The organism is Verrucosispora sp. WMMA2044 (genome assembly GCF_027497155.1).
Taxonomy (GTDB): domain Bacteria; phylum Actinomycetota; class Actinomycetes; order Mycobacteriales; family Micromonosporaceae; genus Micromonospora; species Micromonospora palythoicola.
On record NZ_CP114913.1, the window covers coordinates 1,260,393 to 1,285,261 of the forward strand.

Consider the following 24,869-nt stretch of genomic DNA (forward strand, 5'->3'; position numbering starts at 1 on the left):
GCGCAGCGGAGTCCCGCAGTCGCGAACGGAAGGCTGGCCCGGTGAGCGCGAGGAACGTAGCGCAGCGGAGTCCCGCAGTCGCGAACGGAAGGTCTGCTCGGTGAGCGGGAGGAACGTAGCGCAGCGGAGTCCCGCAGTCGCGAGCGGAAGACTAGCCCGGTGAGCGCGACGGAGGAGACCGGGACCGGCGGCGCGCGGCCCGGCCGGCGCGAACTGGCGTACGCCGTGCTGCTCTGCCTGGCCGGCGCGGGGTTGGCGCTGTGGGCGGCGACCCGCACCTGGGTGGTCGACGTGGTCGGCCGCTCGGAGCCGATGCTGCTGGTGGAGGAGGGGCGCACCGGCGGGCAGTTGCTGCCGTGGCTGCCGGCGCTGGCCCTCGTCGGGCTGGCCGGTGGCGGTGCGGTGCTGGCCACCCGGGGCCGGCCGCGTCGGGTGCTCGGCGGGCTGCTGACCCTGCTCGGTCTGGCCGTCGCGGCCGGCGGAGGTTACGGGCTCGTCGGTGACCTGGGTGATCCGGTCACCTGGCAGTGGCCGGCGCTCACCCTGCTCGGCGGTCTCCTCGCCGCTGTCGGTGGTTCGTTGACCATGCTGCGTGGGCACCGCTGGCCGGCGATGGGGGCCCGCTACGAGCGTCGGACCCCTCGGCCGACCGGCACCAGCGGCCCGATCGGTGGCGCGGGCACCGTCGAGGCGTGGGAGGCCCTGGATCGCGGCGAGGATCCGACGGTCCGCTGACCGGCCGGAGGGTCGCTGGGCGGCCGGGGTGGCACTGTGCGCCTCGAGAGGTGCGGGTGCGGTCAGCCGACCGGCTGGCGGGAGCGGGCGCGGGCGCGGGCCGCGGTGAGTTCCGCGACGAGGCGGTCCAGTTCGGCCCGCTGGTCGGCTCGGGCCCGGTCGGCACAGATGGCCTCCCAGGCGTTGCCGGACGCGGTCCGCATCCGGTCCGGCCCGACCATTGCCCGCTCCAACGTGTGGACGACACCGACGGCGAGCGACGCGACGGTGCGCGAGATGGTGGTGAGTCCGATGGTCTGGTGCGGCGCGGAGGTACTCATGATCACCCCGGGGAGAGATCGTCGTGGCGGTGGGGCGGGCGCGTCATTGAGTGTGCCCGAGCCTGATGCTGCTCGGCCCGGGTTTCGTGGTGATGACCGCACCGTCAACTCTGCGGTAGGGGGCGTGACCGGCACAGGGACCTTGGTCCTTGAGCTTGGTCACAGCATCGACGTGACCGGATCCTTGGCCGCCGATCGGGCGCCGGAAGGCCCCTATATGGGCGAACGTCGATGATGTCGTTACTCATGGTGACGATCCGTGCGCGCAAGTCGGCCATTATGCCGCAGCCCGATTCGTGAGGAGCGCCATACCCCCGGCGGTCGGGTCCAGGTGGGGCCCCCTAGCATCGGCCCATGACACCCGGAGAGGGGAGTCCGTTGGTGACTGCTGAACATGCGCACGCGGAGGGGAACGAGGCCGGCCCGGCGGCGCCCGTCAGCGTGCTCGACGAGATCCTGGCCGGCGTCCGGGAGGACGTGGCCCGGCGGCAGGAACAGGTTCCGCTGGAGCGGATCCGTGAACTGGCCGCCGCCGCGCCACCGCCGCTTGACGCGTACGCGGCGCTGCGCAGGCCCGGCGTCGCCGTCATCGCCGAGGTGAAGCGCGCCTCGCCGTCCAAGGGCAAGCTGGCTGAGATCGCCGACCCGGCGGACCTGGCCGGCGAGTACGCGGCCGGTGGTGCCCGGGCGATCAGTGTGCTCACCGAGGGGCGCTGGTTCGGTGGGTCACTCGACGACCTGGCCGCCGTGCGGGCCGCGGTGAACATCCCGGTGCTGCGCAAGGACTTCGTGGTCTCCAGCTACCAGGTGCACGAGGCCCGCGCACACGGCGCCGACCTGGTGCTGCTCATCGTCGCCGCGCTCGAGCAGAACGTGCTGGTCGGCCTGCTGGAGCGGATCGAGTCGCTGGGCATGACCGCACTGGTCGAGGTGCACGACGAGGAGGAGGCCGACCGGGCCATGGAGGCCGGCGCCCAGGTCATCGGGGTCAACGCCCGTGACCTGCGTACCCTTCAGGTCGACCGGTCGGTGTTCGAGCGGATCGCGCCCGGCCTGCCGAGCCACGTCGTCAAGATCGCGGAGTCGGGCGTACGCGGCCCGCACGACCTGATCCGGTACGCCTCGGCCGGCGCCGACGCGGTGCTCGTCGGTGAGGGGCTGGTCACCCAGAAGAGTCCCCGGGAGGCGGTGGCCGAACTGGTCAACGCCGGCAACCACCCGGCGACCCCCCGCCCGGCGCGCTGAGCCGCGTCCGGCGACCCTTTGCGAGCGAGAGGACGCGCGATGAGTGCTGACGCCACGGACATCGAGGTGCCGGCGCAGTTCCCCGATGCCGCCGGCCATTTCGGCACGTTCGGCGGCCGGTTCGTGCCGGAGGCACTTGTCGCCGCACTCAACGAGCTGGCGTCGGCGCACCGGGCGGCGATGGCCGACGAGTCGTTCCGGACCGAGTTCGCCGAATTGTTGCGCGACTACGCCGGAACGCCCTCGCTGCTCTACGAGGCCCGCCGGTTCTCCGCCCGGGCCGGCGCCCGGGTGCTGCTCAAGCGGGAGGACCTCAACCACACCGGCGCGCACAAGGTGCGCAACGTGCTCGGTCAGGCGCTGTTGACCCGGCGGATGGGCAAGCGGCGGGTGATCGCCGAGACCGGTGCCGGCCAGCACGGCGTCGCCACCGCCACCGCCGCGGCCCTGTTCGACCTGGAATGCGTGGTCTACATGGGTCAGGTCGACACCGAGCGGCAGGCGCTGAACGTGGCCCGGATGCGGATGCTCGGCGCCACCGTCGTACCGGTGACGACTGGCTCGCGCACCCTCAAGGACGCGATGAACGAGGCGATGCGGGACTGGGTCGCCAACGTCGACGAGACCCACTACCTGATCGGTACCGCCGCCGGGCCGCACCCCTTCCCGGCGCTGGTCCGCGACTTCGTCCGGGGCATCGGCGAGGAGGCCCGGGCGCAGTGCCTGGACCTGACCGGTGCGCTACCCGACGCGGTGACCGCCTGTGTCGGTGGTGGCTCCAACGCGCTCGGCATCTTCCACGCCTTCACCGACGACCCGCAGGTGCGGCTCTACGGCTTCGAGGCCGGCGGCGCCGGGGTGGACACCGGCCGGCACGCGGCAAGCATCACCGGTGGTTCGACCGGCGTGCTGCACGGCACCCGGACCTTCGTGCTCCAGGACGCCGACGGGCAGACGCAGGAGTCGCACTCGATCTCCGCCGGTCTGGACTACCCGGGCGTGGGCCCGGAACACGCCTGGCTGCACGACACCGGCCGGGCCACCTACCAGCCGGTCACCGACGATGAGGCGATGGCCGCCTTCGAGCTGCTCTGCCGGACCGAGGGGATCATCCCCGCGATCGAGAGCGCGCACGCCCTGGCCGGCACCCTGGCCATCGCGCCGAAGCTCGCCGCTGAGCTGGGTCGGCAGCCCACCATCGTGGTCAACCTCTCCGGCCGGGGCGACAAGGACGTGCACACCGCCGGTGAGTACTTCGGCATCCTCGACAAGGAGTGAGGCCATGAGCGAGCGGACCAGCCGGATCGGGGTGGCGTTCGACAAGGCCCGGGCGGACGGCCGGGCCCTGCTGGTCGGCTGCATGCCGGCCGGATTTCCTACCGTCGAGGGCAGCATCGCCGCGATGAAGGCGATGGTCGCCGCGGGCGTCGACGTGATCGAGGTGGAGATCCCGTACTCCGACCCGGTGATGGACGGCCCGGTGATCCAGCGCGCCAGCGACATCGCCCTGGCCGGCGGGGTACGCACCCGGGACACCCTGCGCATCGTCGAGGCGGTGGCCGCCACCGGCGCCCCGGTGGTGACCATGACGTACTGGAACCCGATCGAACGGTACGGGGTGGACGCGTTCGCCCGGGACCTCGCCGCGGCCGGCGGCACCGGGCTGATCACGCCAGACCTGATTCCGGAGGAGGCCGGCGAGTGGCTGGCCGCCTCGGACGCGCACGGGCTGGACCGTACGTTCCTGGTCGCGCCGTCGTCGACCGACGAGCGGCTGGCGATGACCGCGGCGCACTGTCGGGGCTTCGTCTACGCCACCGCGATCATGGGCGTCACCGGTGCCCGGTCGCAGACCTCGCAGGCGGCGCCGGTGCTGGTGTCCCGGGTGCGGGAGGTCACCGACCTGCCGGTCGGCGTCGGCCTGGGCGTGGGCACCGGAGCGCAGGCCGCCACCGTCGCCGGGTACGCCGACGCGGTGATCGTCGGCAGCGCGCTCATCCGCTGCCTGCTCGACGCCCCCGACGAGGCGGCCGCGCTGACCGCCCTGCGCACCCTGAGCGCCGAACTGTCCGAAGGCGTCCACCACCCCATCCGCTGAGCCCTCGCCGCCACCCCTCGTCGTCGATCTCGCACTCTCTGTCGCTGTTATGTACTGAATGTCATCTTTGCGGCGACAGGAAGTGCAAGATCGCGAGGGTGGGGGTGGGTGGGGGCGCGGGAGACCGGGGTGACGGCACAGGGGTGCGCAGCGGTAGCGTGTGCACCCGTGAGTCTCGCCTCGCCGACGTTACTGGCCGCCATCCCGAGTCCGAGCAACGCCGTGTGGCAGCTCGGCCCGATTCCCATCCGGGCGTACGCGCTGTGCATCATCGCCGGCATCGTGGTGGCCTGCTGGGTCACCGAGCGGCGGCTGCGCCAGCGCGGCGCGGCCCCGGGCGCGGTGCTCGACATCGCCGTCTGGGCGGTGCCGGCGGGCATCATCGGCGCCCGGATCTACCACGTGATCACCTCACCCGCGCAGTACTTCGGCACCGGCGGGGACCCGATCAGGGTGCTCTACATCCACGAGGGCGGCCTGGGCATCTGGGGTGCGGTCGCCGGTGGCGCGGTCGGCGCCTGGATCGCCGCCCGGCAACTGGGCATCCCGCTGACCGCGGTCGCCGACGCGCTGGCACCGGGGTTGCCGCTGGCCCAGGCGATCGGCCGGCTGGGCAACTGGTTCAACAACGAGCTCTACGGCGGGCGGACCGACCTGCCCTGGGGGCTGGAGATCCACCGGATGGACGGCGGGCAGGCACTGCGCGACGAGGCCGGCCAGCCGATCCTGGAGGAGGGGCTCTACCACCCGACCTTCGCCTACGAGCTGCTGTGGAACGTCGGCGTCGCCGCGATGGTGTATCTCGTCGACCGTAAGCTGCGGCTCGGCCGTGGTCGCGCCTTCGCCCTCTACGTGATGGGCTACACCGCCGGCCGGTTCTGGATCGAGATGATGCGTACCGACGAGGCCAACACGATCCTCGGCGTACGGATCAACGTCTGGACCGCGGCGCTGGTCTTCCTCGGCGCCCTCGTCTACTTCCTGCGGGTGCGCGGGCCACGGGAGTACCTGATCCCGGTGGGTCTGCCGAGTGTCGCCACCACCGGGCCGGCCACCTCCGACGTCTCGCAGGTGGACCTGTCGGCCAAGGGTGCCACCACCGAGCCGGCCGCACCCGAGGGTTACCGCGTGGTCGACGAGGAGCAGTTCACGCACTGGCGCCGGACCGGCGAGGCGCCACCCGACGCGGGCGCTCAGCCCGATCCGGGCCGGTTGGACGACGAGGCGACCACGGCACCCCGGCCGTTGGCTGAGCAGCCCGAAGGGTCGGCTGGCGGGTCCGCCGAGCCGGCTGGTGCGGGCGACGGGTCGGCCGGTGGGCGTGACGGGTCGGCCGACGACGCGCACGCCGCGTCGGCGTCGGGCGCACCGGCCGAGGGCGCGGCGGCGGAATCCGCCGCGCGGCCCGCCGAGCGCGACAGCTGAGGTCAGGGGGACGCCATGCGGACCGCGGTGGTGGTCGGCGGCGGGCTGGGGGGCCTGGCGGTCTCCGGTGCGCTCGCCCGCTCGGGCTGGCAGGTCACGCTCCTGGAGCGGGCTGACCGGATCCGCCCGGAGCCGGCCGCCGTGGTGCTCTGGCCCAACGGGGTCCGGGCGCTGCGCACCCTCGGGCTCGGTGCCGGCCTGGACGCCATCGCCACCGTCCTGTCCGACGGCGGGGTACGCCGCCCGGACGGGCACTGGCTGGTGCAACCACGACCGACGCCGGCCGAACGCCTGCCGGTGGTGGTGCACCGGGAGGACCTGCACGACGCGCTGATCGCGGGCCTCGGCGAGCGGGTCGAGCTGCGTACCGGGGTGGCGGTGCGGACGGTGCGCGCCGCCGCCGGTGAGCGGCCCGCCGTCGGCGACGGCCGGCACACGTACGAAGCGGACCTGGTCATCGCCGCCGACGGCACGGACAGCGTGATCCGTCGCCAGCTCGCCCCCGGCTCGGGGGTGGTCAGCTCCGGCTGCGCCGCCTGGCGGGCGGTGATCCCCTGGTACCGCGCGCCGAGCCTGGCCGACGCGGTGGGCGGTGAGATCCTCGGTGCCGGTTACCGTTTCGTCTCCGCCTCGCTGGGCGAGCGCGGCTCCTCCGGTGCCTCCAGCCGTGGCGGCATCTACTGGATGGCCACCGCGGCGGGTGCCGCCCGACCCGAACCGCCCGAGACGCAGTTGGCGCTGCTGCGCCGCTGGTACGCCGGTTGGCCCGCGCCGGTCGACGAACTGCTGGCCGCGACCGACCCGGCCGACCTGGTGCAGCGGGAGATCCGGGAGCTGCGTCCGCTGCCCCGGGCGTTCGGCTTCCCGGCCGGCCCGGGCGGGGTGGTGCTGCTCGGCGATGCCGCGCACGCCATGCCGCCGCACCTCGGGCAGGGTGCCTGCCTGGCCTTCGAGGACGCCGCGACGCTCGCCGCGCTGCTACGCGAGTCGACCCTGCCCGACGCGGTGATGGCGTACGACCGGGCCCGGCGGCCCCGCGCGGCGGCCGTGGTCCGGCAGACCCGCCGGATGTCCGCCGTGCTGCGCACCCGGGGCCGGCTGGCCCTACGCGCCCGCGACGCCGCCCTGGGCACCATCACTCCCCGCCTACTCGGCACCGCCGCCACCATCGCCGCCCAATGGCGCCCCCCACCCACCTGACCTCACCCACCCCCACCTACCCGTGTTGATCAAGAAGTTTTCGTCACCGGGAGCGCGGATCCCGACCAGAACTTCTTGATCAACCGGTTGGACGGGGGTGAGGTCAGGTGGGGGGTGTTAGGGGAGCAGGGGGGTGGGGGAGGCGATGCAGGCGGTGCCGATGCGGCGGAAGCCGACCCGCACGTAGACGCGGGCGATCTCCTCGCTGCCGGCGGAGAGGAACACCAGGTCGGTGCCGGAGTCCAGCAGGGCGCGGGCCAGGGTGGCGGTGACCGCCGAGCCGAGCCCTCGCCGGCGGGCGCTGGGCAGGGTGGCCACGCCGGCGATCTCGGCGACGTCGCCGACCCGCATGGCCATCCCGCTGGCCAGCGGGCCCTCCGTCGCGGTGCCGGCCAACGCGGACAGCCGGCTGCCGTCGGCGACGCGGGAGCGTTCCTCGCCGACCGCCGCCGCGTCCAACCCGATCATGGCGGCGTCGCGCTCGGCCGGGCCGGCCTCGCCCCTGGCGGTGCCGGGAGCGGCGAACCCGACGGCCGCCACGGCCCGTCGGGCGGCCACCGCCGACTCGAAGTCCGCATCCGCCGGGTCGAGCAACCGCACCGGCTCGCCCAGCCCCGCCGGATCCGGCAGGGTTGCCGGGTCGAGCACCATCAGCGGCGCTTCGAGGACGCCCAGGCCGGCCGAGCGGGCCACCGCGAGCAACTCCGGGTTGAGGTCGTGCACCCACTCCAGGGCCTCGGGCAGGCCGAGTTCGCGCTGGCGTGCCCGCACCGCGGCCACGTCGGCGAGGGTCGGCGACCCGGTGCCGTCCGGCCGCGGCCGGGCGTAGAACGGCCATCCCGGGCCTTCCCGGACGAACAGCACCAGACTGCCGTGATCTTCCACACGGGCCGCGTCCCGGGGCACCGCGTCGTAGAACCGTTCCAACCGGTCGAGGAGGTCGGTACGCTCGGAATCCACGGCGCGAGACTACATGTCCCAGAGTCTGGACGGTGTGATCAATCTGCACTGGCCTTGCGTGCCGGGCCCTAACGTAGACTCAATAGTCCGATACAGGGCCGACGTCGTCCCGACCATGATCCAGCCTGAGCGACGACAGGAGGCCCGGTGGCCCTTGCGTACCCACACCGCCCCCAGCCGGCGCCGCGAGAGGGCCAGGTAGCGTCCCCTGCCGGCCTGCACGACCCCGCGTACGAGCATGACGCGTGCGGCGTGGCGTTCGTGGCGGATCTGCACGGCCGACGCTCGCACACGGTGGTCGCCAACGGCCTCGGCGCGCTGTGCCGGCTGGACCACCGTGGCGCCCGGGGCGCCGAACCGAACACCGGTGACGGTGCCGGCATCATGATCCAGGTGCCGGACGCGTTCCTGCGTGCGGTGGTCGAGTTTCCGCTGCCCCCGGCCGGCGAGTACGCCACCGGTCTGGTCTTCCTGACCGACGACGACGCCGCCGAGGCCCGTGCCCGGCAGGTGGTCGAGAAGTACGCCCTGGTCGAGGGCGCGGAGGTGCTCGGCTGGCGGGACGTGCCGGTCGACCCGAGCGACCTCGGTGAGACGGCGCTGGCGGCGATGCCCCGCGTCCGACAGGTCTTCCTCGCCGCGAAGCGGCTCACCGACACCCCCGCCGGTCCGGCTGGTGCGGCGTTGCGCGGCCTCGAGCTGGAGCGGGTCGCCTTCTGCGTCCGCAAGCAGGCCGAACGCGAGTCGGCCGAGCGGGGGGTGCCGGCGTACTTCCCGTCGCTGTCCGGCCGGACGATGGTCTACAAGGGGATGCTCACCCCGGACCAGCTGCCCGCGTTCTATCCGGACCTCACCGACGAGCGGGTGGCCAGCGCCATCGCCCTGGTGCACTCCCGGTTCTCCACGAACACCTTCCCGTCCTGGCCGCTGGCGCACCCGTACCGTTTCATCGCGCACAACGGTGAGATCAACACCATCCGGGGCAACCGGAACTGGATGCAGGCCCGCGAGGCGTTGCTGCGTACGCCCGACCTGCCGGGCAACATCCGGCGGGTCTTCCCGGTCTGCACCCCGGCCGCCTCCGACTCGGCAAACTTCGACGAGGTTCTCGAACTGCTGCACCTGGCCGGGCGCAGCCTGCCGCACGCGGTGCTGATGATGATCCCGGAGGCGTGGGAGAACGATCCGGACATGCGCGCCGACAAGCGCGCCTTCTACCGGTTCCACGCCAGCCTGATGGAGCCGTGGGACGGGCCGGCCTCGGTCGCCTTCACCGACGGCGAGATCGTCGGCGCGGTGCTCGACCGCAACGGTCTGCGTCCGGGCCGCTGGTGGCAGACGTCCGACGGCCTGGTGGTGCTGGGCAGCGAGGCGGGCGTCCTCGACCTCGACCCGGCCACCGTGGTGGCCAAGGGTCGGCTCCAGCCGGGCAGGATGTTCCTGGTCGACACCGTCGCCGGCCGGATCGTGCACGACGACGAGATCAAGACCGAGCTGGCCGCCGCCGAGCCGTACGCCGACTGGCTGCACGCCGGGCTGATCGAGCTGGACGACCTGCCGGCGCGGGAGCACGTCGTCTACACCCACGACTCGGTCCGCCGCCGCCAGCAGACCTTCGGCTACACCGAGGAGGAGCTGAAGATCCTGCTCGCGCCGATGGCGCGGACCGGCGCGGAACCGATCGGCTCGATGGGCACCGACACCCCGATCTCCCCGCTGTCCACCCGGCCACGGCTGCTCTACGACTACTTCCACCAGTTGTTCGCCCAGGTGACCAACCCTCCGCTGGACGCCATCCGGGAGGAACTGGTGACCAGCCTGGCCACCACCATCGGCCCGGAGGGCAACCTGCTCGATCCCGGCCCGGCGAGCTGCCGGCAGATCGTGCTGCCCTACCCGGTGATCGACAACGACGAGCTGGCGAAGATCCTCTGCATCGACGAGGACGGTGACCTGCCCGGCTTCAAGGCGGTACGGGTCTCCGGGCTCTACCGCATCCGCGACGGTGGCGCCGGGATCCGAGCCCGGCTGACCGAGATCTGCCGGCACGTCTCCGAGGCGATCGAGGACGGCGTACGGATCCTGGTGCTCTCCGACCGGGACTCCAACGCCGACCTGGCCCCGATCCCGTCGCTGCTGCTCACCGCGGCGGTGCACCAGCACCTGGTGCGGGAGCAGACCCGGACCCAGGTCGCGCTGATCGTCGAGTCGGGCGACTGCCGCGAGGTGCACCACGCGGCGGTGCTGATCGGCTACGGGGCGGCGGCGGTCAACCCGTACCTGGCCTTCGAGTCGGTGGAGGACATGATCTCCACGGGCGCGCTGGCCGGGGTCGAGCCGCGGGCCGCGATCCGCAACTACGTCAAGGCGCTCGGCAAGGGCGTCCTGAAGATCATGTCCAAGATGGGCATCTCGACCGTGTCGTCGTACTGCGGGGCGCAGGTCTTCGAGGCGGTCGGGTTGGACACCCGACTGGTCGAGCGGTATTTCCGGGGTACGCCGAGCACGATCAGCGGCGTCGGCCTCGACGGCATCCACACCGAGGTGGCCGCCCGGCACGCGCTGGCCTGGCCGGCGCCCGGCGCCGAGTCGGTCGACCTGCTGCCGGTGGGCGGCGAGTACCAGTGGCGCCGCGAGGGTGAACTGCACCTGTTCAACCCGGAGACGGTCTTCCTGCTCCAGCACGCCACCCGCAGCCGGCAGTACGACGTCTTCCGCCAGTACACCGCCAAGGTCGACGAGCTGGCCGCGCGGGCGGGTTCGTTGCGTGGGCTGTTCCGGCTGCGCGACGGGGTGCTGCCGCCGGTGCCGATCGAGGAGGTGGAGCCGGCCAGCGAGATCGTCAAGCGGTTCGCCACCGGCGCCATGTCGTACGGGTCGATCTCGGCCGAGTCGCACGAGACCCTCGCCGTCGCGATGAACCGGCTCGGCGGCAAGTCCAACACCGGCGAGGGCGGGGAGGACGTCGAGCGACTGCACGACCCGGCCCGCCGCTCCGCCGTGAAGCAGATCGCCAGCGGCCGGTTCGGTGTCACCAGCGAATATCTGGTCAACGCCGACGACCTCCAGATCAAGATGGCGCAGGGGGCCAAGCCCGGCGAGGGTGGACAGCTGCCCGGCAACAAGGTCTGGCCGTGGATCGCCCGTACCCGGCACGCCACCCCCGGCGTCGGCCTGATCTCGCCGCCGCCGCACCACGACATCTACTCCATCGAGGACCTCGCCCAGCTGGTGCACGACCTCAAGTGCGTCAACCCGGCCGCCCGGGTACACGTCAAGCTGGTCAGCGAGGTCGGTGTCGGCACCGTCGCCGCCGGGGTGGCCAAGCTCAAGGCCGACGTCATCCTGATCTCCGGCCACGACGGCGGCACCGGCGCGTCTCCGCTGAACTCGCTCAAGCACGCCGGCACCCCCTGGGAGCTGGGCCTGGCCGAGGCGCAGCAGACGTTGCTGCTGAACAAGCTGCGGGACCGGGTCACCGTGCAGGTCGACGGGCAGCTCAAGACCGGCCGGGACGTGATCGTCGCGGCGCTGCTCGGCGCCGAGGAATTCGGCTTCGCCACCGCCCCGCTGATCGTCTCCGGCTGCATCATGATGCGCGTCTGCCACCTGGACACCTGCCCGGTCGGCATCGCCACCCAGAACCCGGTGTTGCGCGAGCGCTACACCGGCAAGCCCGAGTTCGTGGAGAACTTCTTCCTGTTCCTCGCCGAGGAGATCCGCGGCTACCTGGCCGAGCTGGGGCTGCGCAGCATCGACGAGGCGATCGGGCGTACCGAGCTGCTCGACGTGGTGCCGGCGGTGGAGCACTGGAAGGCCGGTGGGCTCGACCTCGGTCGGGTGCTGCACCTGCCGGAGCTGCCCGAGGGCGCGGCCCGACGCGGCGTACGCGCCCAGGACCACGGCCTCGAGCTGGCGCTGGACAACGAGCTGATCGCCCTCGCCGAGCCGGCGCTGCGCGCCGTCGGTCCCGACGAGTCGGTGCCGTTGGTGCGGGCCGAGGTGGCGATCCGCAACGAGCACCGCAGCGTCGGCGCGATGCTCGGCGGTGAGGTCACCCGCCGCCACGGTGGTGCCGGCCTGCCCGCCGACACCATCGAGTTCACCCTGCGCGGCACCGCCGGGCAGTCCTTCGGCGCGTTCCTGCCGCGCGGGGTGACCCTGCGCCTGCACGGCGACGCCAACGACTACGTCGGCAAGGGACTCTCCGGGGGCCGGCTGGTCGTCCGGCCGGACGCGGCGGCACCGTTCGTGGCCGCCGACGCCGAGGCGGGCGACCGGGCCGAGGACCAGATCATCGCCGGCAACACCATCCTGTACGGCGCCACCGCCGGTGAGGTGTTCCTGCGGGGCCGGGTGGGGGAGCGGTTCGCGGTCCGCAACTCGGGCGCGGTGACCGTCGTCGAGGGTGTCGGCGACCACGGCTGCGAGTACATGACCGGTGGCACCGTGGTGGTGCTCGGCCCGACCGGCCGTAACTTCGCCGCCGGCATGTCCGGCGGTACGGCGTTCGTCTGGAACCTCGACCGCCGCCGGGTCAACACCGAGCTGGTCGACCTGTCCGCGCCGAGTGAGGCGGAACGGACCCACCTGCACGAGCTGGTGCAGCGGCACTTCGCCGAGACCGACTCGGCGATCGCCGAACAGCTGCTCAAGCGTTGGCCGGAGGCGGTGGAGGAGTTCACCGCCGTGGTTCCCCGGGACTACCGCCGGGTGATGGAGATCATGCGGGCCGCCGAAGCCGCCGGCCAGGACGTCGACGACGCGGTGATGAGCGCACTGGCGGCACCGGCGCCGCCGGCCGCCGCCTCCTCCGCGCCGGTAGCCCCCGCCCCGCGGGCGGTCGCCCAGGAGGTGGCTCGTGCCTGACCCGAACGGTTTCCTGCGCTACGGCCGGCGGTTGCCGGCCCGCCGGCCGGTGCCGGTGCGCATCAGCGACTGGCGGGAGGTCTACCCGCCGGCCGGTGAGGGACTGATCCGCGAGCAGGCCACCCGCTGCATGGACTGCGGCATCCCGTTCTGTCACGACGGCTGCCCGTTGGGCAACCGCATCCCGGACTGGAACGACCTGGTCCGCACCGGTAACTGGGACGCCGCCGTGGAGTCGCTGCACGCCACGAACAACTTTCCCGAGTTCACCGGTCGACTCTGCCCGGCGCCCTGCGAGGCCGCGTGTGTGCTCGGCATCGCCGGTGGCGAGCCGGTCACCATCAAGCAGGTCGAGGTGGAGATCGCCGACGCCGCTGCGGCCCGGGGACTGCCTCCGCGTCCGGCGCCGGCACCCTCCGGCCGGTCGGTCGCCGTGGTCGGCTCCGGGCCGGCCGGGCTCGCCGCCGCCCAGCAACTGGCCCGCGCGGGTCACGCCGTCACCGTGTACGAGCGCGACGACGCCATCGGTGGCCTGCTGCGGTACGGCATCCCCGACTTCAAGCTGGAGAAGCGGCACATCGACGCCCGACTGGCGCAGCTACGCGCCGAGGGGGTCGAGTTCCGGGCCGGGGTGAACGTCGGCGTCGACGTCACCGCCGAGCAGCTGCGTGCCCAGCACGACGCGGTGCTGCTGGCCTGCGGCGCGTTGCAGGGCCGGGACACCGACACACCGGGCCGGCAGCTGCGCGGCGTACACCAGGCGATGGCGCACCTGGTGGCGGCCAACCGGGTGGTCGCGGCGGCCGGTGAGGGCCGGCCCGCGCTGGCCACCCTGGCGGACGGTACGCCGATCGACGCGGCCGGCAAGCACGTGGTCATCATCGGTGGTGGCGACACCGCGGCGGACTGCCTGGGCGTGGCGCACCGGCAGGGCGCGGCCGGCGTGCACCAGCTCGACCTGTACCCGCAGCCGCCGCGCGCCCGGGACGAGGGTCGCGACCCGTGGCCGACGTGGCCGTGGATCCTGCGCGAGTACCCGGCCCACGAGGAGGGCGGCGAGCGGGTCTACGCGGTGGCGGTGCAGGAGTTCGTCGACGACGGCACCGGTGCGGTGCGGGCGGTGCGGATCGCCGAGGTGAGCGTGGAGAAGCGCGACGGCCGGCGGATCGTCACGGTGGTGCCGGGCACCGAGCGGGAACTCCCCGCCGACCTGGTGCTGCTGGCGATCGGCTTCGAGGGCACCGAGGAACAGCCGTTGCTGGCGCAGCTCGGGGTGGCCCGTAACGCGCGGGGCGCGGTCGACTCCCGTTCGGACTGGCAGACCGAGGCCGACGGCGTCTTCGTCGCCGGTGACATGCACCGGGGAGCGTCGCTCATCGTCTGGGCGATCGCCGAGGGGCGGGCCGCCGCGGCGGCGATCCACACCTACCTCGACGGCGTCGGCGTCCTGCCGGCCCCGGTCCACCCGGCCAGCCGACCCCTGGCGGCGCACTGACCGCCACCCGACGGCCTGGACGAGGCCGCGTCCACGCGGAACGACCGCGCGGACGCGGCCTCTCCTTAACGGCTATTCACTTTATCCAGATGTTTCGATAGCATTACCGACCAGTAACAACCCTTGGCCACGCGCGCGGTTCTCGGGCTCCACCACCACCCCCGTGGAGGTCCGTCATGCCCCACCGTCCGTTGGCCCGTGCCCTGACCGCGCTGGTCGCCCTCCTCACCGCCGCCGTCGGCGCGCTGGCCGTCCCCGGCGTCGCCCAGGCCGCCGCCCCGATCCACTACGTCGCCCTCGGCGACTCGTACTCCTCCGGCGTCGGCGCCGGACCGTACGACCTGTCCACCTGCCTGCGCAGCCAGAAGTCGTACGCCCCGCTGTGGGCCGCCGCCAACAACGTGGCCAGCTTCCGCTTCCCCGCCTGCGGCGGAGCGAAGACCGCCGACGTGCTCGACGACCAACTGGGCGCGCTGTCCGCCACCACCACCATGGTCACCATCACCATCGGCGGCAACGACGCCGGCTTCGCCGACGTGATGACCGACTGCCGGTTCGGCAGCACCTCCACCTGCACCAACGCGGTGAACGCCGCGAAGGCGTTCGCCACCGGCACCCTGCCGGCCCGGCTGGACAGCACCTACGCCGCCATCCGGGAACGGGCCCCCAACGCCCGACTGATCGTGCTCGGCTATCCCCGGCTGTTCGAGACCCGCTACTGCGGACTGCTGGCCATGAGCACCTACAAGCGCACCATCCTCAACGAGGCCGCCGACGTCCTCGCCACCGTGACCGCCGGCCGGGCCGCCGCGGCCGGCGCCACCTTTGCCGACACCCGACCCACCTTCGCCGGCCACGGCGTCTGCGGCGCCCAGCCGTGGATCCGGGACGTCACCGGGGTCATCGAGGCGTACCACCCGAACGCCGACGGCTACCGCTACGGCTACCTGCCGGCGCTCAACGCGGTCACCGGCTGACCGTGCGGTGCGGCCGACGGTCCGGTTCGGACCGTCGGCCGCCGTGCGCCGCGCCGGCCGGGTCGCGCCCGACACGTCCGGATCGGACACGTGCCGCTGTCGCCGCCGTCCGTTAGGGTTTCTGCGATCAGGCGGCGCTCGGCGGTGAGGGGCAGGGTGTGGGCAGGCTCGCGTCGGCGTACGAGCAGGCGGTCGCCGCCCACCGGGCGGCCCGTGCGCATCTTGACTCCGCCCGCACCGCGCTGAACGCCACCACACCGGCCGCTCCGGTGGTCGACACCGACCTGCTGGCCCGGCTGGCAAGGGTCGGTGCCGCGCTGGCCACCCCGACCCCGGGCACCCCACTGGCCCGCCGGCCCGTTCCGGTGCGCGTCGGGGAGGCGGTCACCGCCGGTGGTGGGTTCCCGGTGCTGCTGCCCCTGGGCGCCGGGCACCACCTGGCGATCGACGGTGACGCCCGCCACCCGGCGGTCGCCGGGCTGCTGCGGGCCCTGGTGCTGCGACTGCTGGCCACCGCCGCACCCGGTGGCGTGCGGGTCGCCGCGCTGGACACCGCCGCCCTCGGCGCCACCTTCGGTCCACTGCGACCACTGCTCGACGCCGGAGTCGTCGACCCGCCCGCCACCACCGAGGCGGAGGTGACCGCGCTGCTCGACGCCGCCGAACGGCACGCCCGGGCCGCCCGGCAGGCCGACCACCCGGACCAGGACCTGCTGCTGCTGGTCGCCGCGTCCGTCCCGTCGCCCCGCGAGGCCGCCCGGCTGGCCGCGCTCACCCACGCCGGCCCGGCCGCCGCCGTCTGTGTGCTGCTCGCCGGCTGGCCGCCGACCGGGCCGGGCGAGTCCGCCCCACCGCTGGGCGCCACCACCGCGCTGCGACTGACCGACGGGTACGCCCGGGTCGGTGATCCGCCCGGCACGCCGTTCAGCGCCGACGGCAGCGGGCTGGCCGCGCCGGTGCTCCTCGACGGCGACCCGCCGCCGGCCTCCGTCGCCGCGCTCGCCACCCACCTGGGCGAGGCCGCCCGGCGCGGCGCGGCGGTCGACTTCGCCGATTTGCTGCCCGGGCAGCGGTGGACCGCCTCCGCCCGGGCGGGCCTGCGGACCGTGGTCGGCCGGGCCGGACGCGACCCGGTCACCATGGGCTTCGACGACGCCACCCCGCACTGGCTGGTCGGCGGGCGTACCGGCGCCGGCAAGACGGTTTTCCTCCTCGACGTCCTGTACGGCCTGGCCGCCCGCTACTCGCCGACCGAGTTGCAGCTCTACCTCCTGGACTTCAAGGAGGGGGTCAGCTTCACCGAGTTCGTGCCCACCGAACGCGACCCGTCGTGGCTGCCGCACGCCCGCGCCGTCGGCATCGAGAGCGACCGGGAGTACGGCGTGGCCGTGCTGCGCGAGCTGCGCCGCGAACTGCACCGGCGGGCCACCGCCCTCAAGCGGCACGGCGTCACCAAGCTCGCCGACCTGCCCGCCGACACCTCGGTGCCCCGGATCGTCGCCGTGATCGACGAGTTCCACGTGCTGCTCGCCGGCAACGACCCGGTGGCCCGCGAGTCGGTCGACCTGCTGGAGGAACTGGCCCGCAAGGGCCGCTCGTACGGCGTACACCTGGTGCTGGCCAGCCAGAGCACGACGGGGATCGAGGCGCTCTACGGCCGTGCCGAGGCGGTCTTCGGGCAGTTCGCCCTGCGGGTGGCGCTGCCCGGCGGCGGGGGAGTGCTCGACCACCTCAACGACGCCGCGGCGACCCTGCCGGTCGGCTCGGCCGTGGTCAACACCGCCGCTGGTGCGCCCGGGGCGAACACCGTGATCCGCTTCCCCGACGCGCACGCCGCTACCGACGAGTTGACCCGGCTGCGCCACGAGCTGTGGCAGGCCCGCCCGGCGGGTGCCCGCCCGCCGTCGGTGTTCCGTGGCTACGCCACCGCCCGGGTCGAGGACGACGCCACCTTCACCGGGCTGCGTCCGGGTGGTCGCCGGCCGCTGGCGCTGGTCGGTCGGACGGTCGACGTGGACGGCACCACCGCCCTGTTCATCATGGACACCGCCCCCGGCCGGCACCTGGCCGTGGTCGGCACCTCGTCCGCCGGGGCCGAGGTGCTGCGGGCAGCCGCCCTGAGCCTGGCCCGTCAGCACGCCCCCGGTGAGGCGGCGTTCGTGCTCGCTGCGCTGGTCGCCGCCGCCGACCCGGCTGCCGACGACACGGCCGCCACGCTGGCCGCCGCCGGGCACCGGGTCGAGCGGCTCGACGCCGCCGCCCTGCGCGACCGGATCCGCGCCCTCGCCGCCAGCGGAAGCGGTGACCGACCGGAGCGCGCCTACCTGGTGGTGTTCGGGATGGACGCCGCCGCCGGCCTGCTCGCCGAGAGTGACCCCAGCACGTTCCGCTCCGGCCACGACGACCTGCGGGCGCTGCTGCGGCAGGGGCCCGGCCACGGGGTGCACCTGCTCGGCTGGTGGCGCGGCCTACGCCGGCTCGCCGACGACCTCGGCGGCACGCAGAACCGCGACGACGTCGCCTGCCTGGTCGCGTTGAACGTGCCCGGCTCGGATCTCGGCCTGCACCTCGGCGTGCACGACCTCGCGTACGCTCCCCGCGCGGATCGGGCGCTGCTGGTGGACCGGCACGACCAGCGGGTCCGGTTGATCGTGCCGTTCGTCCGCGACGGTCACCCCTCCGACGGGCAGGAGTGAGGCGTGTCCACCTTCGACGAGTACGCGGCGCTGGCCCGCCACCTCGCCGTGCAGCACCGCGCCGGCGAGCAGGGCGCGGCCGCCGAGGCCGAACGGCAGCGGGATCTCGGTGCCGCTGTGGAGTACCTCGACCGGCGGCTGAGCGCCCAGGGCCAGCGCCTCGACCACCTCGGCCGCACCCTGGGCATGGCACCTGGCCAGGTGTCCACCGGCGCGCCAACCTCCGGACCACCGGCCCCGCCCGGCCCGCCGTCGAGCGCGGCGCCGGTGTCCCGCCCACCCGGCCGACCGGCAGACCTGCCCGGACCACCGGCCCCGCCCGGCCCGCCCGGGAGCGCGGTGCCGGTGTCCGGGGCATCCGGTCGGCCGGCGGGTCCGTCCGGGTATCCGGCTGATGGGTGGACGGGGTCGGCCGGCGGCGCAGCCGCCGCGCCGGGGCGGCCGGATGTCGGGGCGTACTCCCCGGTTGGTGTGGGGGAGACGAACCCGGCGCTGCCGGTGGCGGTGAGCGCGACGGCGGCGGGGGTGCCGAGCCCACGCGCGGGTGAGGTCGACCCGGCGACGGAGCTGGAGCTGGCCCGGCGCTGGGCCGACGAGGCCGACCGGCACGGACAGCAGGCGGAACTGCTCGCCCAACAACCGGCGTTGCTGCCGAGCTGGTCGCCGATGGCCCGGGCGGTCGCCGTCTACCTCGGCTTCGCGGGCGTCGCCGTGCTGCTCATGCTGGTGATGGCGCTCGCCTCAGGCGTCGGCGTGGTCGGCTTCGGCACCCTGGTCGCCTGGATGTGCGCCGGCCTGCCCGCGGTCGCGCTGATCGGGGGCTGGCTGGTGCTCGGCCGCTGGGGGCGGCCCGCTGTCGGGGCCGTCACCCCTCCCCGCTATCCGGTCCTGGGGTTCCTGCTCTGCTTCCTCGCGGTCCCCCTCGCCTACTGCGGTTATCTGCTGCTCTTCCGCGCCATGCGCTGACCCGACGCGGTCGAGGCTCCGATCGGCCCGTCCCGACTCGGCCAACGGCGTTCCTGGCGGTGCGGTGCGGGTGGCTGGCGGCGCAGGAGGTTGTGTGTGGTTCGGGCGAGGTCGGGTGGTCGCGGCGGGCGAGTGGATCTCGTAGGCTCCTGTGTGGTCGCTGCTGGTGAGCGAGCGGCGACGCCGGTGTGGTGCGATCGTGGGGAGGGCGTGTGAGCGCGGCGGAGATGATCGCCAGGCTGGCGGCGGCGGCACAGAAGCTGGACGAGGCGAAGGCGAAGACAGCGGCGGCGGCGCAGGACGCGGCCGAGGCACGGCAGCTCGTCGCCGGGGCCCTGCAGGGCGTGGCCGCCGGGCCGTTGATCAACATGATCGACTCGTACCGGCAGGCGCTCGCCCAGGCGGCCCAGGGGCACGAGCCCGCCCGGCAGCACGTCCAGGAGACGATCGCCAAGGTACGCGCGCTGGGCAACTGAGGCGGAAACCGATCGAGGCGGTGAAATGAGCAGCGGCGAGACGCGCGACGGTGGGGTGCTCGACGGCTTCCACATCGGTCAACTGCCCGCCGGTGTCGGCGACGAGGTGTCGGACTTCGCCACCGAGTGGGACGACGTACGCTTCGCCAGCCGGGTCTGGGAGCGGCAGACGCCCGACGGCCATCGCGTCGATCTGCGGGTCCACGTGCTGCGGGGGGATCGGCTTGTCGACCTGACCGCGCTACGGGACTTCCTCGGCGAGTATCACGAGCGCGACCCCGCCGGGTGGCAGCTGAGCGAGTTCCCGCACGGTGACGGCCCGGGCCTGCACGACGGCGCCCAGGCGTTCTGGCTCGTCGAGCCCGGCGTGGCGGTCAACGTGTTGACGATCTCGGAGTTCGGCGGGTCGCTCCTGCCGGTCGCCCGATCCATCCAGGCTGGTGACAGCGACCCGCAGGAGTGACGAGGCTGGCTGCTCAGCGCAGCCACCGTACGCGTTCCTCGACGGTCCGGATCACCCTGCGCCACGCGGTGGTCGCCGGCCCCGAATTCATGGCGTCGAGCCGACGCCGTGCACCCCATCCGGCGAGTGGTCGGTCGGCGACCCGCATCAGATCGTCGAGCGTGTCGATCGCCGAGCCGACGTGCAACAGCTCCAACGCCTCGGCGATCCCGAACGCCTCCGCGATGTCCACCAGGAGATCGCGGTTGGTGATGAAGAGCCGGGGAACCCAGTCGGTCACCGGGCGCCTGATGCTGTAGAGAATCAGCCCGAAGTCGTACGTGCGATCGTCGTCGACGCTGATTCCGGCCTTGAGGATCGAGTTCATGAACTCGTCCCAACCGGGAACGGCGGCCAGCTCGTGGGAGCTGGTCTCGGTCAGGTACCGGTGCAGCGTCTCCTTGGCGCGGAACAGGAACAGCTCGCCGTCGGCGCCGGGAAAGAAGAGCACAGACTCCTGGTCTTCGGATCGAGCCCACAGCGTGTGACCCTCGGCGCCATCCGACAACGAGATGGTTATCGGTTCGATGGTCAGCGGTTCCGGTAGATGCGCCGGCTCGAACCGGGGATGCGTCCACCGGGCGCGGGGATGCTGATGCTCGCGTGCCTCCCGCTCGCGTATCCGCGCCAGCCGCTCGGCCTCCGCCCGTTCGCGCATCTCGCGCTCGCGGGCTTCCTGCTCACGGGCCTCACGTGCCGCGTGCTCCCGGGCCCGTCGTGCGTCCGCCGCCCGATCCCGGGCCTCCTGCTCGCGCGCCTCGCGTTGCTGGGCTGCCCAGTCGTGGGCCCGCTGCCCACCGCCCGCCCGCTGGCGCCCCGCGCGTTGCTGTTCCTCGGCCTGACGTTGGCGCGTCTCGCGTTCCCGAACGTCGGTGAGGAGTTTGTACGCCCGGTTGATCTGCTGCATCTGCCGGGTCGCTTCTTCGCGAACGTTCTCCGGACTCGACTGATGCTTGTCCGGGTGCCAGACCTGCACCAGGATCAGGTAGCGCTGCCGAATCTGCGCCAGTGACGCGTCGCGGCTGACGCCGAGAAGCACGTACGGATCCTGCTCGTTCGGGGACATCGATTCGCCGGATCCTCATGGGTGCTGGAGCGTCCGCCGGTGATGCTAACAGCACCCGTCGATGCGGTGGATCAGGCTGCTTTCGGAAGAGTGCGGCCCCTCCACCTTGGATCGCAGTGACGGGTATAGGGCACAAGTGGGTCCGGGGCCTTTTCAGGGGCCAGCGGGAACCCAGTCGGTGAAGCGTCGGTGCAGGTCCGGCAGGCGGGCGCCGGGGTCGCGTTCGGAAAGTTGGACGATGGCCTCCTCGCGTAGCGTCACGAGGTAGATCATGAGACCGGGGATGTTGCCTCGGTACTCGGCGAGTAGGCGCAGCTTTGCGGGAGAACAGGGCCAGGCGACGCCGCAGGCTCGGCAACGCCACGTCGGGCGGGACGGTACGTGTTCACGGGCGGGCGTGTTCATCCGGCGGCCCTCGCCGCGGCACACCGGGCCGGTGTGCGGTGTGGGGGCGGCGGCGCGGGGCGCATACCGTCGGGGCGTACGTACAACTCGCGGCGGTCGATCGCCTCACCCCGAGAGTCGAGCTGGTACACCTCGATCCACGCCCAACCGTCGTAGGTGCTCCGACCGGTCCGTTCACGGATCACCCGGACCGCGATCGGCCTGGTGAACTGCGGGGACGCGTCGCGGGTCAGCAGGTAGACGCCGGGTGTGACCCGGGGCGTCCCATCCTCGCGGGGGCCGCCCGACGCGATGGCGGGGCGGGCGGCGGCCCGGCGAGTCGAGAAGCGCGACGCCGGTACGGCGTTCGCAGGCTTCGACGCGGACACGACACACCTCCTTCGTCGGTGGCTGGGATCGGGGTTGCTGGCGGGGATCGGGGGTCGCCGCGGTTGCTCGCCCGGCGGCGACCCCCGGCACGGGCGCGCCGACCAGTCGGGGGGATAGACCGTCAGCAGGCGCGTCGTGCTCCTTCCACCCTGGACGTACGCCCCCTACGCTCGGAAGAGTCATCGCGTGATCGCGGAACGTGATGACCTGCTCCGAGCCGGCGCGGAACGGCGTGGGGCGTCGTGGAAGGGACTGGAAGCCGTGGGAATCTCGCCGTCGGAGTACCTGCTTCGCGAACTGAGGCGACGTCGGGCGACCGCCGGGCTGACCCAGGCCCAGCTCGGCGAGCGGGTCTTCTGTTCGGACTCCCAGGTGAGCGCGATCGAGACCGGCACCAAGCCGCCGACGCTGCCCTACCTGACCGCCGTCGACAAGGCGCTCGACACGGGTGGCTACTTCGTGACGCTCTGGGACGAGTTGGTCAAGGGCGACGCCGCGCCGGTCTGGCTGCGCGAGTGGATCCAGATCGAGCGGGATGCGACAGCTTTTCGGTGGTACGAGCACTCCTTCGTGCCGGGGCTGCTCCAGACCGAGGCATACGCCCGCGCAACCTTCCAGGCCGCCCGCACGCCATTCGCCGATCTGGACCAGCGGGTCGCGGCGCGGTTGGAACGGCAGGCGGTGCTCGCGCGCGAACCGGCCCCGCAGCTCTTCGTGGTGTTGGACGAGATGGTGCTGCGGCGGGCGTGTGGCGGCCCCGACGTGATGGCCGAACAGGTCGAGCACCTGGTGAACTGCGCCGAGCAGCCGCATATCCAGTTGCACGTCGTGCCGCTCTCCGCTGGCATCTACTCAGGACTGGCCGGGGCGTTCATCCTGGCCGACCTGCCCGACGGATCACGAGCCGCCTGCGTGGATCATCAGTTGGAGTCGCAAACCACCGGGCAGTCGGATTCGATTGCTCGTCTTGCACTGGCATGGGACGTGGTTCGGGGCGAAGCCCTTCCGCTGGGGCAGACCCTCGACGTACTCAAGGAGGCGGCGAAGACATGGACCACCTGACCGGCGCGCGGTGGCGAACGTCGTCCCGTTCGTCAACCAATGGCGGTGTCTGTGTGGAGGTCGCCGACAACCTGCCCGGCGTGGTCGGTGTCCGGGACTCGAAGGACCCCACCGGCCCGGTGCTGACCTTTCCCCCGACTGCCTGGCAAGCGTTCCTCACTCGACTCGCCGACCGGCCCTGACCCGGCGAGCCGTCGGAACGACGGTCACCGCCCGGCACACCTGACTCGGCCGGCTGCCACGGCGGTCGCGGGATGCGGCATGTCGGCGTCTCCGGGGCACGTGATGCCCGCGACATGCCGCAAGTCGCTTCCGTGCCGTCCCCGTCGACCTGAGGGGGCGCGGCGTGTCCGTTCCTGCTGGGGCTCGCGGGACGCGGCATGTCGGCCTTTCCGGAGCGCGTGATACCGCGATATGCCGCAATTCGTGCCGGCGTTGGGCCGACAGCGCAGGTTGTGCCGGCGTTGGGCCAACAGCGCAGGTGGTGCCGGCGTTGGGTTGGCAGGTGGCGGGGCTACGGGTCGGTGAGGAGAAGCCAGTCGGTGTCCAGGGGCGCGACGTGCGTGCCGTCGGGCCAGGTGTGGGTCGCCGACGTGGTCGCGCGGGCCTGGTCGAACAGGGGGCGTCGGGCCGGGGTGGCGCCCTCGAAGGTGACCGGGCCGTGGAAGCGGGCCCGGCCGAAGCTGGCCGCCCCGGCGAAGCGGGCGTCGGCGAACGACGCGTCCGCCCGGAACTCGGTCCAGCGGAACAGGGCCAGGTCGCCGAAGCGGGCCCGCCGGAAGCCGGCGTCACCGCCGAACGTGCTGTGCTCCATGGACAGTCCACCGTGGAACTCGGCCTCGCGGAAGCTGGCGCTGCCGGTGAAGGTCGTGTGGTCGAAGGTGGCGGTCCGGTGGAACGTGCTGCCCCGCCAGGAGGTTTCGCCGAGGGTGGCCCGCTGACCCGACAGCGGGCCACCGAACTCGGCCCCGTCGGCGCTGAGCCGGCCGGTCACCCGGGCGCCGTCCAGGACGATCGTCGCGTCGCCGCCGACCCCGTCGAGCACGAGGGTGTCGAAGCCCGCACCGAGGGCCAGTCGCCCGGTCAACGTGGCACCGGTGAACCGGGTGGTGCCGGTGCAGGTGGCACCGGTCAGGTCGGCGTCGTGGAGGGTGCAGCCGGTGGCGTCGAAGTCGTCCAGTCGCGCACCGGTGAGGTCCAGCCGCACGCCGGGCCAGAAGGCGTCATCGTCCGCACGCAGGTGCCGGGTCAACACCCGCTGCGTGCTGCGGCGTACCTCCGTCTCCCGCGCGTCGTCCGGCGACGGCATCCGCAGGTACGCGCAGAGCACCCCCACGATCGTCGGACGCTGCGCCGGGTTGTCCTGAGCGAGCCGTTCCAGAGCGTGCAGGCCACCGAGGCGTACCGCGGCGTTGTCGTTGCCGAGCAGTTCGACGGCCCGGGTGTACAGCTCGGTCAGCCGGCGCTCGGCGGCGTCGTGCGCGGCGGCCTCAGCCTGCTGTTCCTGGTGTCGCTGCCCGGCCTCGGCGACCGTCTCGGCGTGCGCCTGCACCCGGTCGCGGTGCGCCTGGTCGGCGGCGGCGACGACCTCCTGGTGCCGCTGCGCCCGCTCGCTTATCCACTGGCGCCGGGCGGCGAGCAGCAGTGCCAGCCCGCCACCGGTGCCGGCGACCACGGTCAACCCGGTGCGGATGGCGTCGATGCGCAGCGTGGCCCGGGTGTCCGGCGCGGTGGCGCGGTCGGCCTCGCCGAGCAGCCAGGACAGCACCCACCAGCCGAGCAGGGCGGCCAGCAGCAGCCCGACGAGCACCAGCCACCACGGCATGACCCGCAACCGTTCGTCGGGGGGTGGGGTGCCGGGCACGGCCACAGCATGCCATCGATTCGTCCGTGGCGTAGGCCCCGGCCTCTGCCGGCCGGAGGGCTGTCGGAGCCGCTGTCGTGGCATGCGGCCGGGGCGCCGGGGGCCGGTGGGGTTGCGAAGCGGGTAGCGGCCCGGTAGG

The 24,869-nt window shown here is 73.2% G+C and carries 20 protein-coding genes; 15 read left to right on the forward strand and 5 right to left on the reverse strand.

Translation table 11 applies throughout. The annotated features are described in order from the left end of the window. Nucleotides 1–159 precede the first annotated feature (159 nt). Nucleotides 160–735, forward strand: coding sequence for a Trp biosynthesis-associated membrane protein (locus tag O3597_RS05825; RefSeq protein WP_164449156.1), 576 nt, complete (start codon nucleotides 160–162; stop codon nucleotides 733–735). A 62-nt stretch (nucleotides 736–797) separates the two neighbouring features. On the opposite strand, the gene O3597_RS05830 is transcribed toward O3597_RS05825, so the two are convergent. Continuing rightward, nucleotides 798–1,055: a hypothetical protein gene (locus O3597_RS05830; protein ID WP_164449155.1), complete on the reverse strand. Its 258-nt coding sequence runs from the start codon at nucleotides 1,053–1,055 to the stop codon at nucleotides 798–800. Nucleotides 1,056–1,496: 441 nt separating this feature from the next. Here O3597_RS05830 and trpC point away from each other — a divergent pair, with 441 nt between their 5' ends. The 5 genes from trpC (at nucleotide 1,497) to O3597_RS05855 (ending at nucleotide 7,023) form a co-directional block, all read left to right on the forward strand. Then, a complete protein-coding gene (gene trpC / locus O3597_RS05835) occupies nucleotides 1,497–2,300 on the forward strand; it encodes an indole-3-glycerol phosphate synthase TrpC (RefSeq protein ID WP_210830529.1) in 804 nt (267 codons plus the stop codon). A 39-nt stretch (nucleotides 2,301–2,339) separates the two neighbouring features. Continuing rightward, the gene (gene trpB / locus O3597_RS05840; protein WP_281603443.1) at nucleotides 2,340–3,578 is read left to right on the forward strand and encodes a tryptophan synthase subunit beta; all 1,239 of its coding nucleotides are present in this window, start codon (nucleotides 2,340–2,342) and stop codon (nucleotides 3,576–3,578) included. A 4-nt stretch (nucleotides 3,579–3,582) separates the two neighbouring features. After that, nucleotides 3,583–4,398 carry a tryptophan synthase subunit alpha gene (gene trpA, locus O3597_RS05845; protein ID WP_164449152.1) on the forward strand — a complete coding sequence of 272 codons (816 nt, stop codon included), beginning with the start codon at nucleotides 3,583–3,585 and terminating at the stop codon, nucleotides 4,396–4,398. 168 nt (nucleotides 4,399–4,566) lie between these two features. Further along, the gene (lgt, locus tag O3597_RS05850; protein WP_281603444.1) at nucleotides 4,567–5,823 is read left to right on the forward strand and encodes a prolipoprotein diacylglyceryl transferase; all 1,257 of its coding nucleotides are present in this window, start codon (nucleotides 4,567–4,569) and stop codon (nucleotides 5,821–5,823) included. Between the two features lie 15 nt (nucleotides 5,824–5,838). After that, nucleotides 5,839–7,023, forward strand: a complete 1,185-nt coding sequence (locus tag O3597_RS05855; protein ID WP_281603445.1) for an FAD-dependent monooxygenase — start codon at nucleotides 5,839–5,841, stop codon at nucleotides 7,021–7,023. A gap of 117 nt (nucleotides 7,024–7,140) precedes the next feature. Here the strand turns inward: O3597_RS05855 and O3597_RS05860 are convergent, their stop codons facing one another. Then, nucleotides 7,141–7,983 carry a GNAT family N-acetyltransferase gene (locus O3597_RS05860; RefSeq protein ID WP_281603446.1) on the reverse strand — a complete coding sequence of 281 codons (843 nt, stop codon included), beginning with the start codon at nucleotides 7,981–7,983 and terminating at the stop codon, nucleotides 7,141–7,143. 147 nt (nucleotides 7,984–8,130) lie between these two features. On the opposite strand from O3597_RS05860, the gene gltB reads away from it, so the two are divergent. The 7 genes from gltB (at nucleotide 8,131) to O3597_RS05895 (ending at nucleotide 19,925) form a co-directional block, all read left to right on the forward strand. After that, nucleotides 8,131–12,852: a glutamate synthase large subunit gene (gene gltB, locus O3597_RS05865; RefSeq protein WP_281603447.1), complete on the forward strand. Its 4,722-nt coding sequence runs from the start codon at nucleotides 8,131–8,133 to the stop codon at nucleotides 12,850–12,852. Continuing rightward, nucleotides 12,845–14,347 (forward strand): glutamate synthase subunit beta, encoded by a 1,503-nt coding sequence (locus tag O3597_RS05870; RefSeq protein ID WP_281603448.1) that lies wholly within the window; start codon nucleotides 12,845–12,847, stop codon nucleotides 14,345–14,347. Before gltB ends, O3597_RS05870 begins: the two co-directional genes overlap by 8 nt. Before the next feature lie 176 nt (nucleotides 14,348–14,523). Further along, nucleotides 14,524–15,324 (forward strand): SGNH/GDSL hydrolase family protein, encoded by an 801-nt coding sequence (locus O3597_RS05875; protein WP_281603449.1) that lies wholly within the window; start codon nucleotides 14,524–14,526, stop codon nucleotides 15,322–15,324. Nucleotides 15,325–15,482: 158 nt separating this feature from the next. Beyond that, a complete protein-coding gene (locus O3597_RS05880) occupies nucleotides 15,483–18,020 on the forward strand; it encodes an FtsK/SpoIIIE domain-containing protein (protein ID WP_281603450.1) in 2,538 nt (845 codons plus the stop codon). A gap of 3 nt (nucleotides 18,021–18,023) precedes the next feature. Next, entirely contained in the window at nucleotides 18,024–18,986 is a 963-nt protein-coding gene (locus O3597_RS05885) for a hypothetical protein (RefSeq protein WP_281603451.1), read from the forward strand. A 212-nt stretch (nucleotides 18,987–19,198) separates the two neighbouring features. Then, nucleotides 19,199–19,462 (forward strand): DUF6244 family protein, encoded by a 264-nt coding sequence (locus O3597_RS05890; RefSeq protein ID WP_204014823.1) that lies wholly within the window; start codon nucleotides 19,199–19,201, stop codon nucleotides 19,460–19,462. A 25-nt stretch (nucleotides 19,463–19,487) separates the two neighbouring features. Then, complete coding sequence (locus tag O3597_RS05895) at nucleotides 19,488–19,925, forward strand: hypothetical protein (RefSeq protein ID WP_281603452.1); 438 nt, start codon at nucleotides 19,488–19,490, stop codon at nucleotides 19,923–19,925. 13 nt (nucleotides 19,926–19,938) lie between these two features. Here O3597_RS05895 and O3597_RS05900 read toward each other — a convergent pair whose 3' ends face one another. Both O3597_RS05900 and O3597_RS28510 read right to left on the reverse strand, forming a co-directional pair. After that, nucleotides 19,939–21,030 (reverse strand): J domain-containing protein, encoded by a 1,092-nt coding sequence (locus O3597_RS05900; protein WP_281603453.1) that lies wholly within the window; start codon nucleotides 21,028–21,030, stop codon nucleotides 19,939–19,941. Nucleotides 21,031–21,431: 401 nt separating this feature from the next. Then, nucleotides 21,432–21,803, reverse strand: coding sequence for a hypothetical protein (locus O3597_RS28510; protein WP_348650333.1), 372 nt, complete (start codon nucleotides 21,801–21,803; stop codon nucleotides 21,432–21,434). 262 nt (nucleotides 21,804–22,065) lie between these two features. Between O3597_RS28510 and O3597_RS05910 the strand changes: the two genes are divergently transcribed. Further along, on the forward strand, nucleotides 22,066–22,866 hold the full coding sequence (locus tag O3597_RS05910) for a helix-turn-helix transcriptional regulator (protein WP_281604490.1): 801 nt from the start codon (nucleotides 22,066–22,068) through the stop codon (nucleotides 22,864–22,866). After that, nucleotides 22,854–23,048, forward strand: a complete 195-nt coding sequence (locus O3597_RS05915; protein WP_281603454.1) for a DUF397 domain-containing protein — start codon at nucleotides 22,854–22,856, stop codon at nucleotides 23,046–23,048. Before O3597_RS05910 ends, O3597_RS05915 begins: the two co-directional genes overlap by 13 nt. A gap of 332 nt (nucleotides 23,049–23,380) precedes the next feature. On the opposite strand, the gene O3597_RS05920 is transcribed toward O3597_RS05915, so the two are convergent. Then, nucleotides 23,381–24,730, reverse strand: coding sequence for a pentapeptide repeat-containing protein (locus O3597_RS05920; protein ID WP_281603455.1), 1,350 nt, complete (start codon nucleotides 24,728–24,730; stop codon nucleotides 23,381–23,383). Nucleotides 24,731–24,869: the final 139 nt, after the last annotated feature.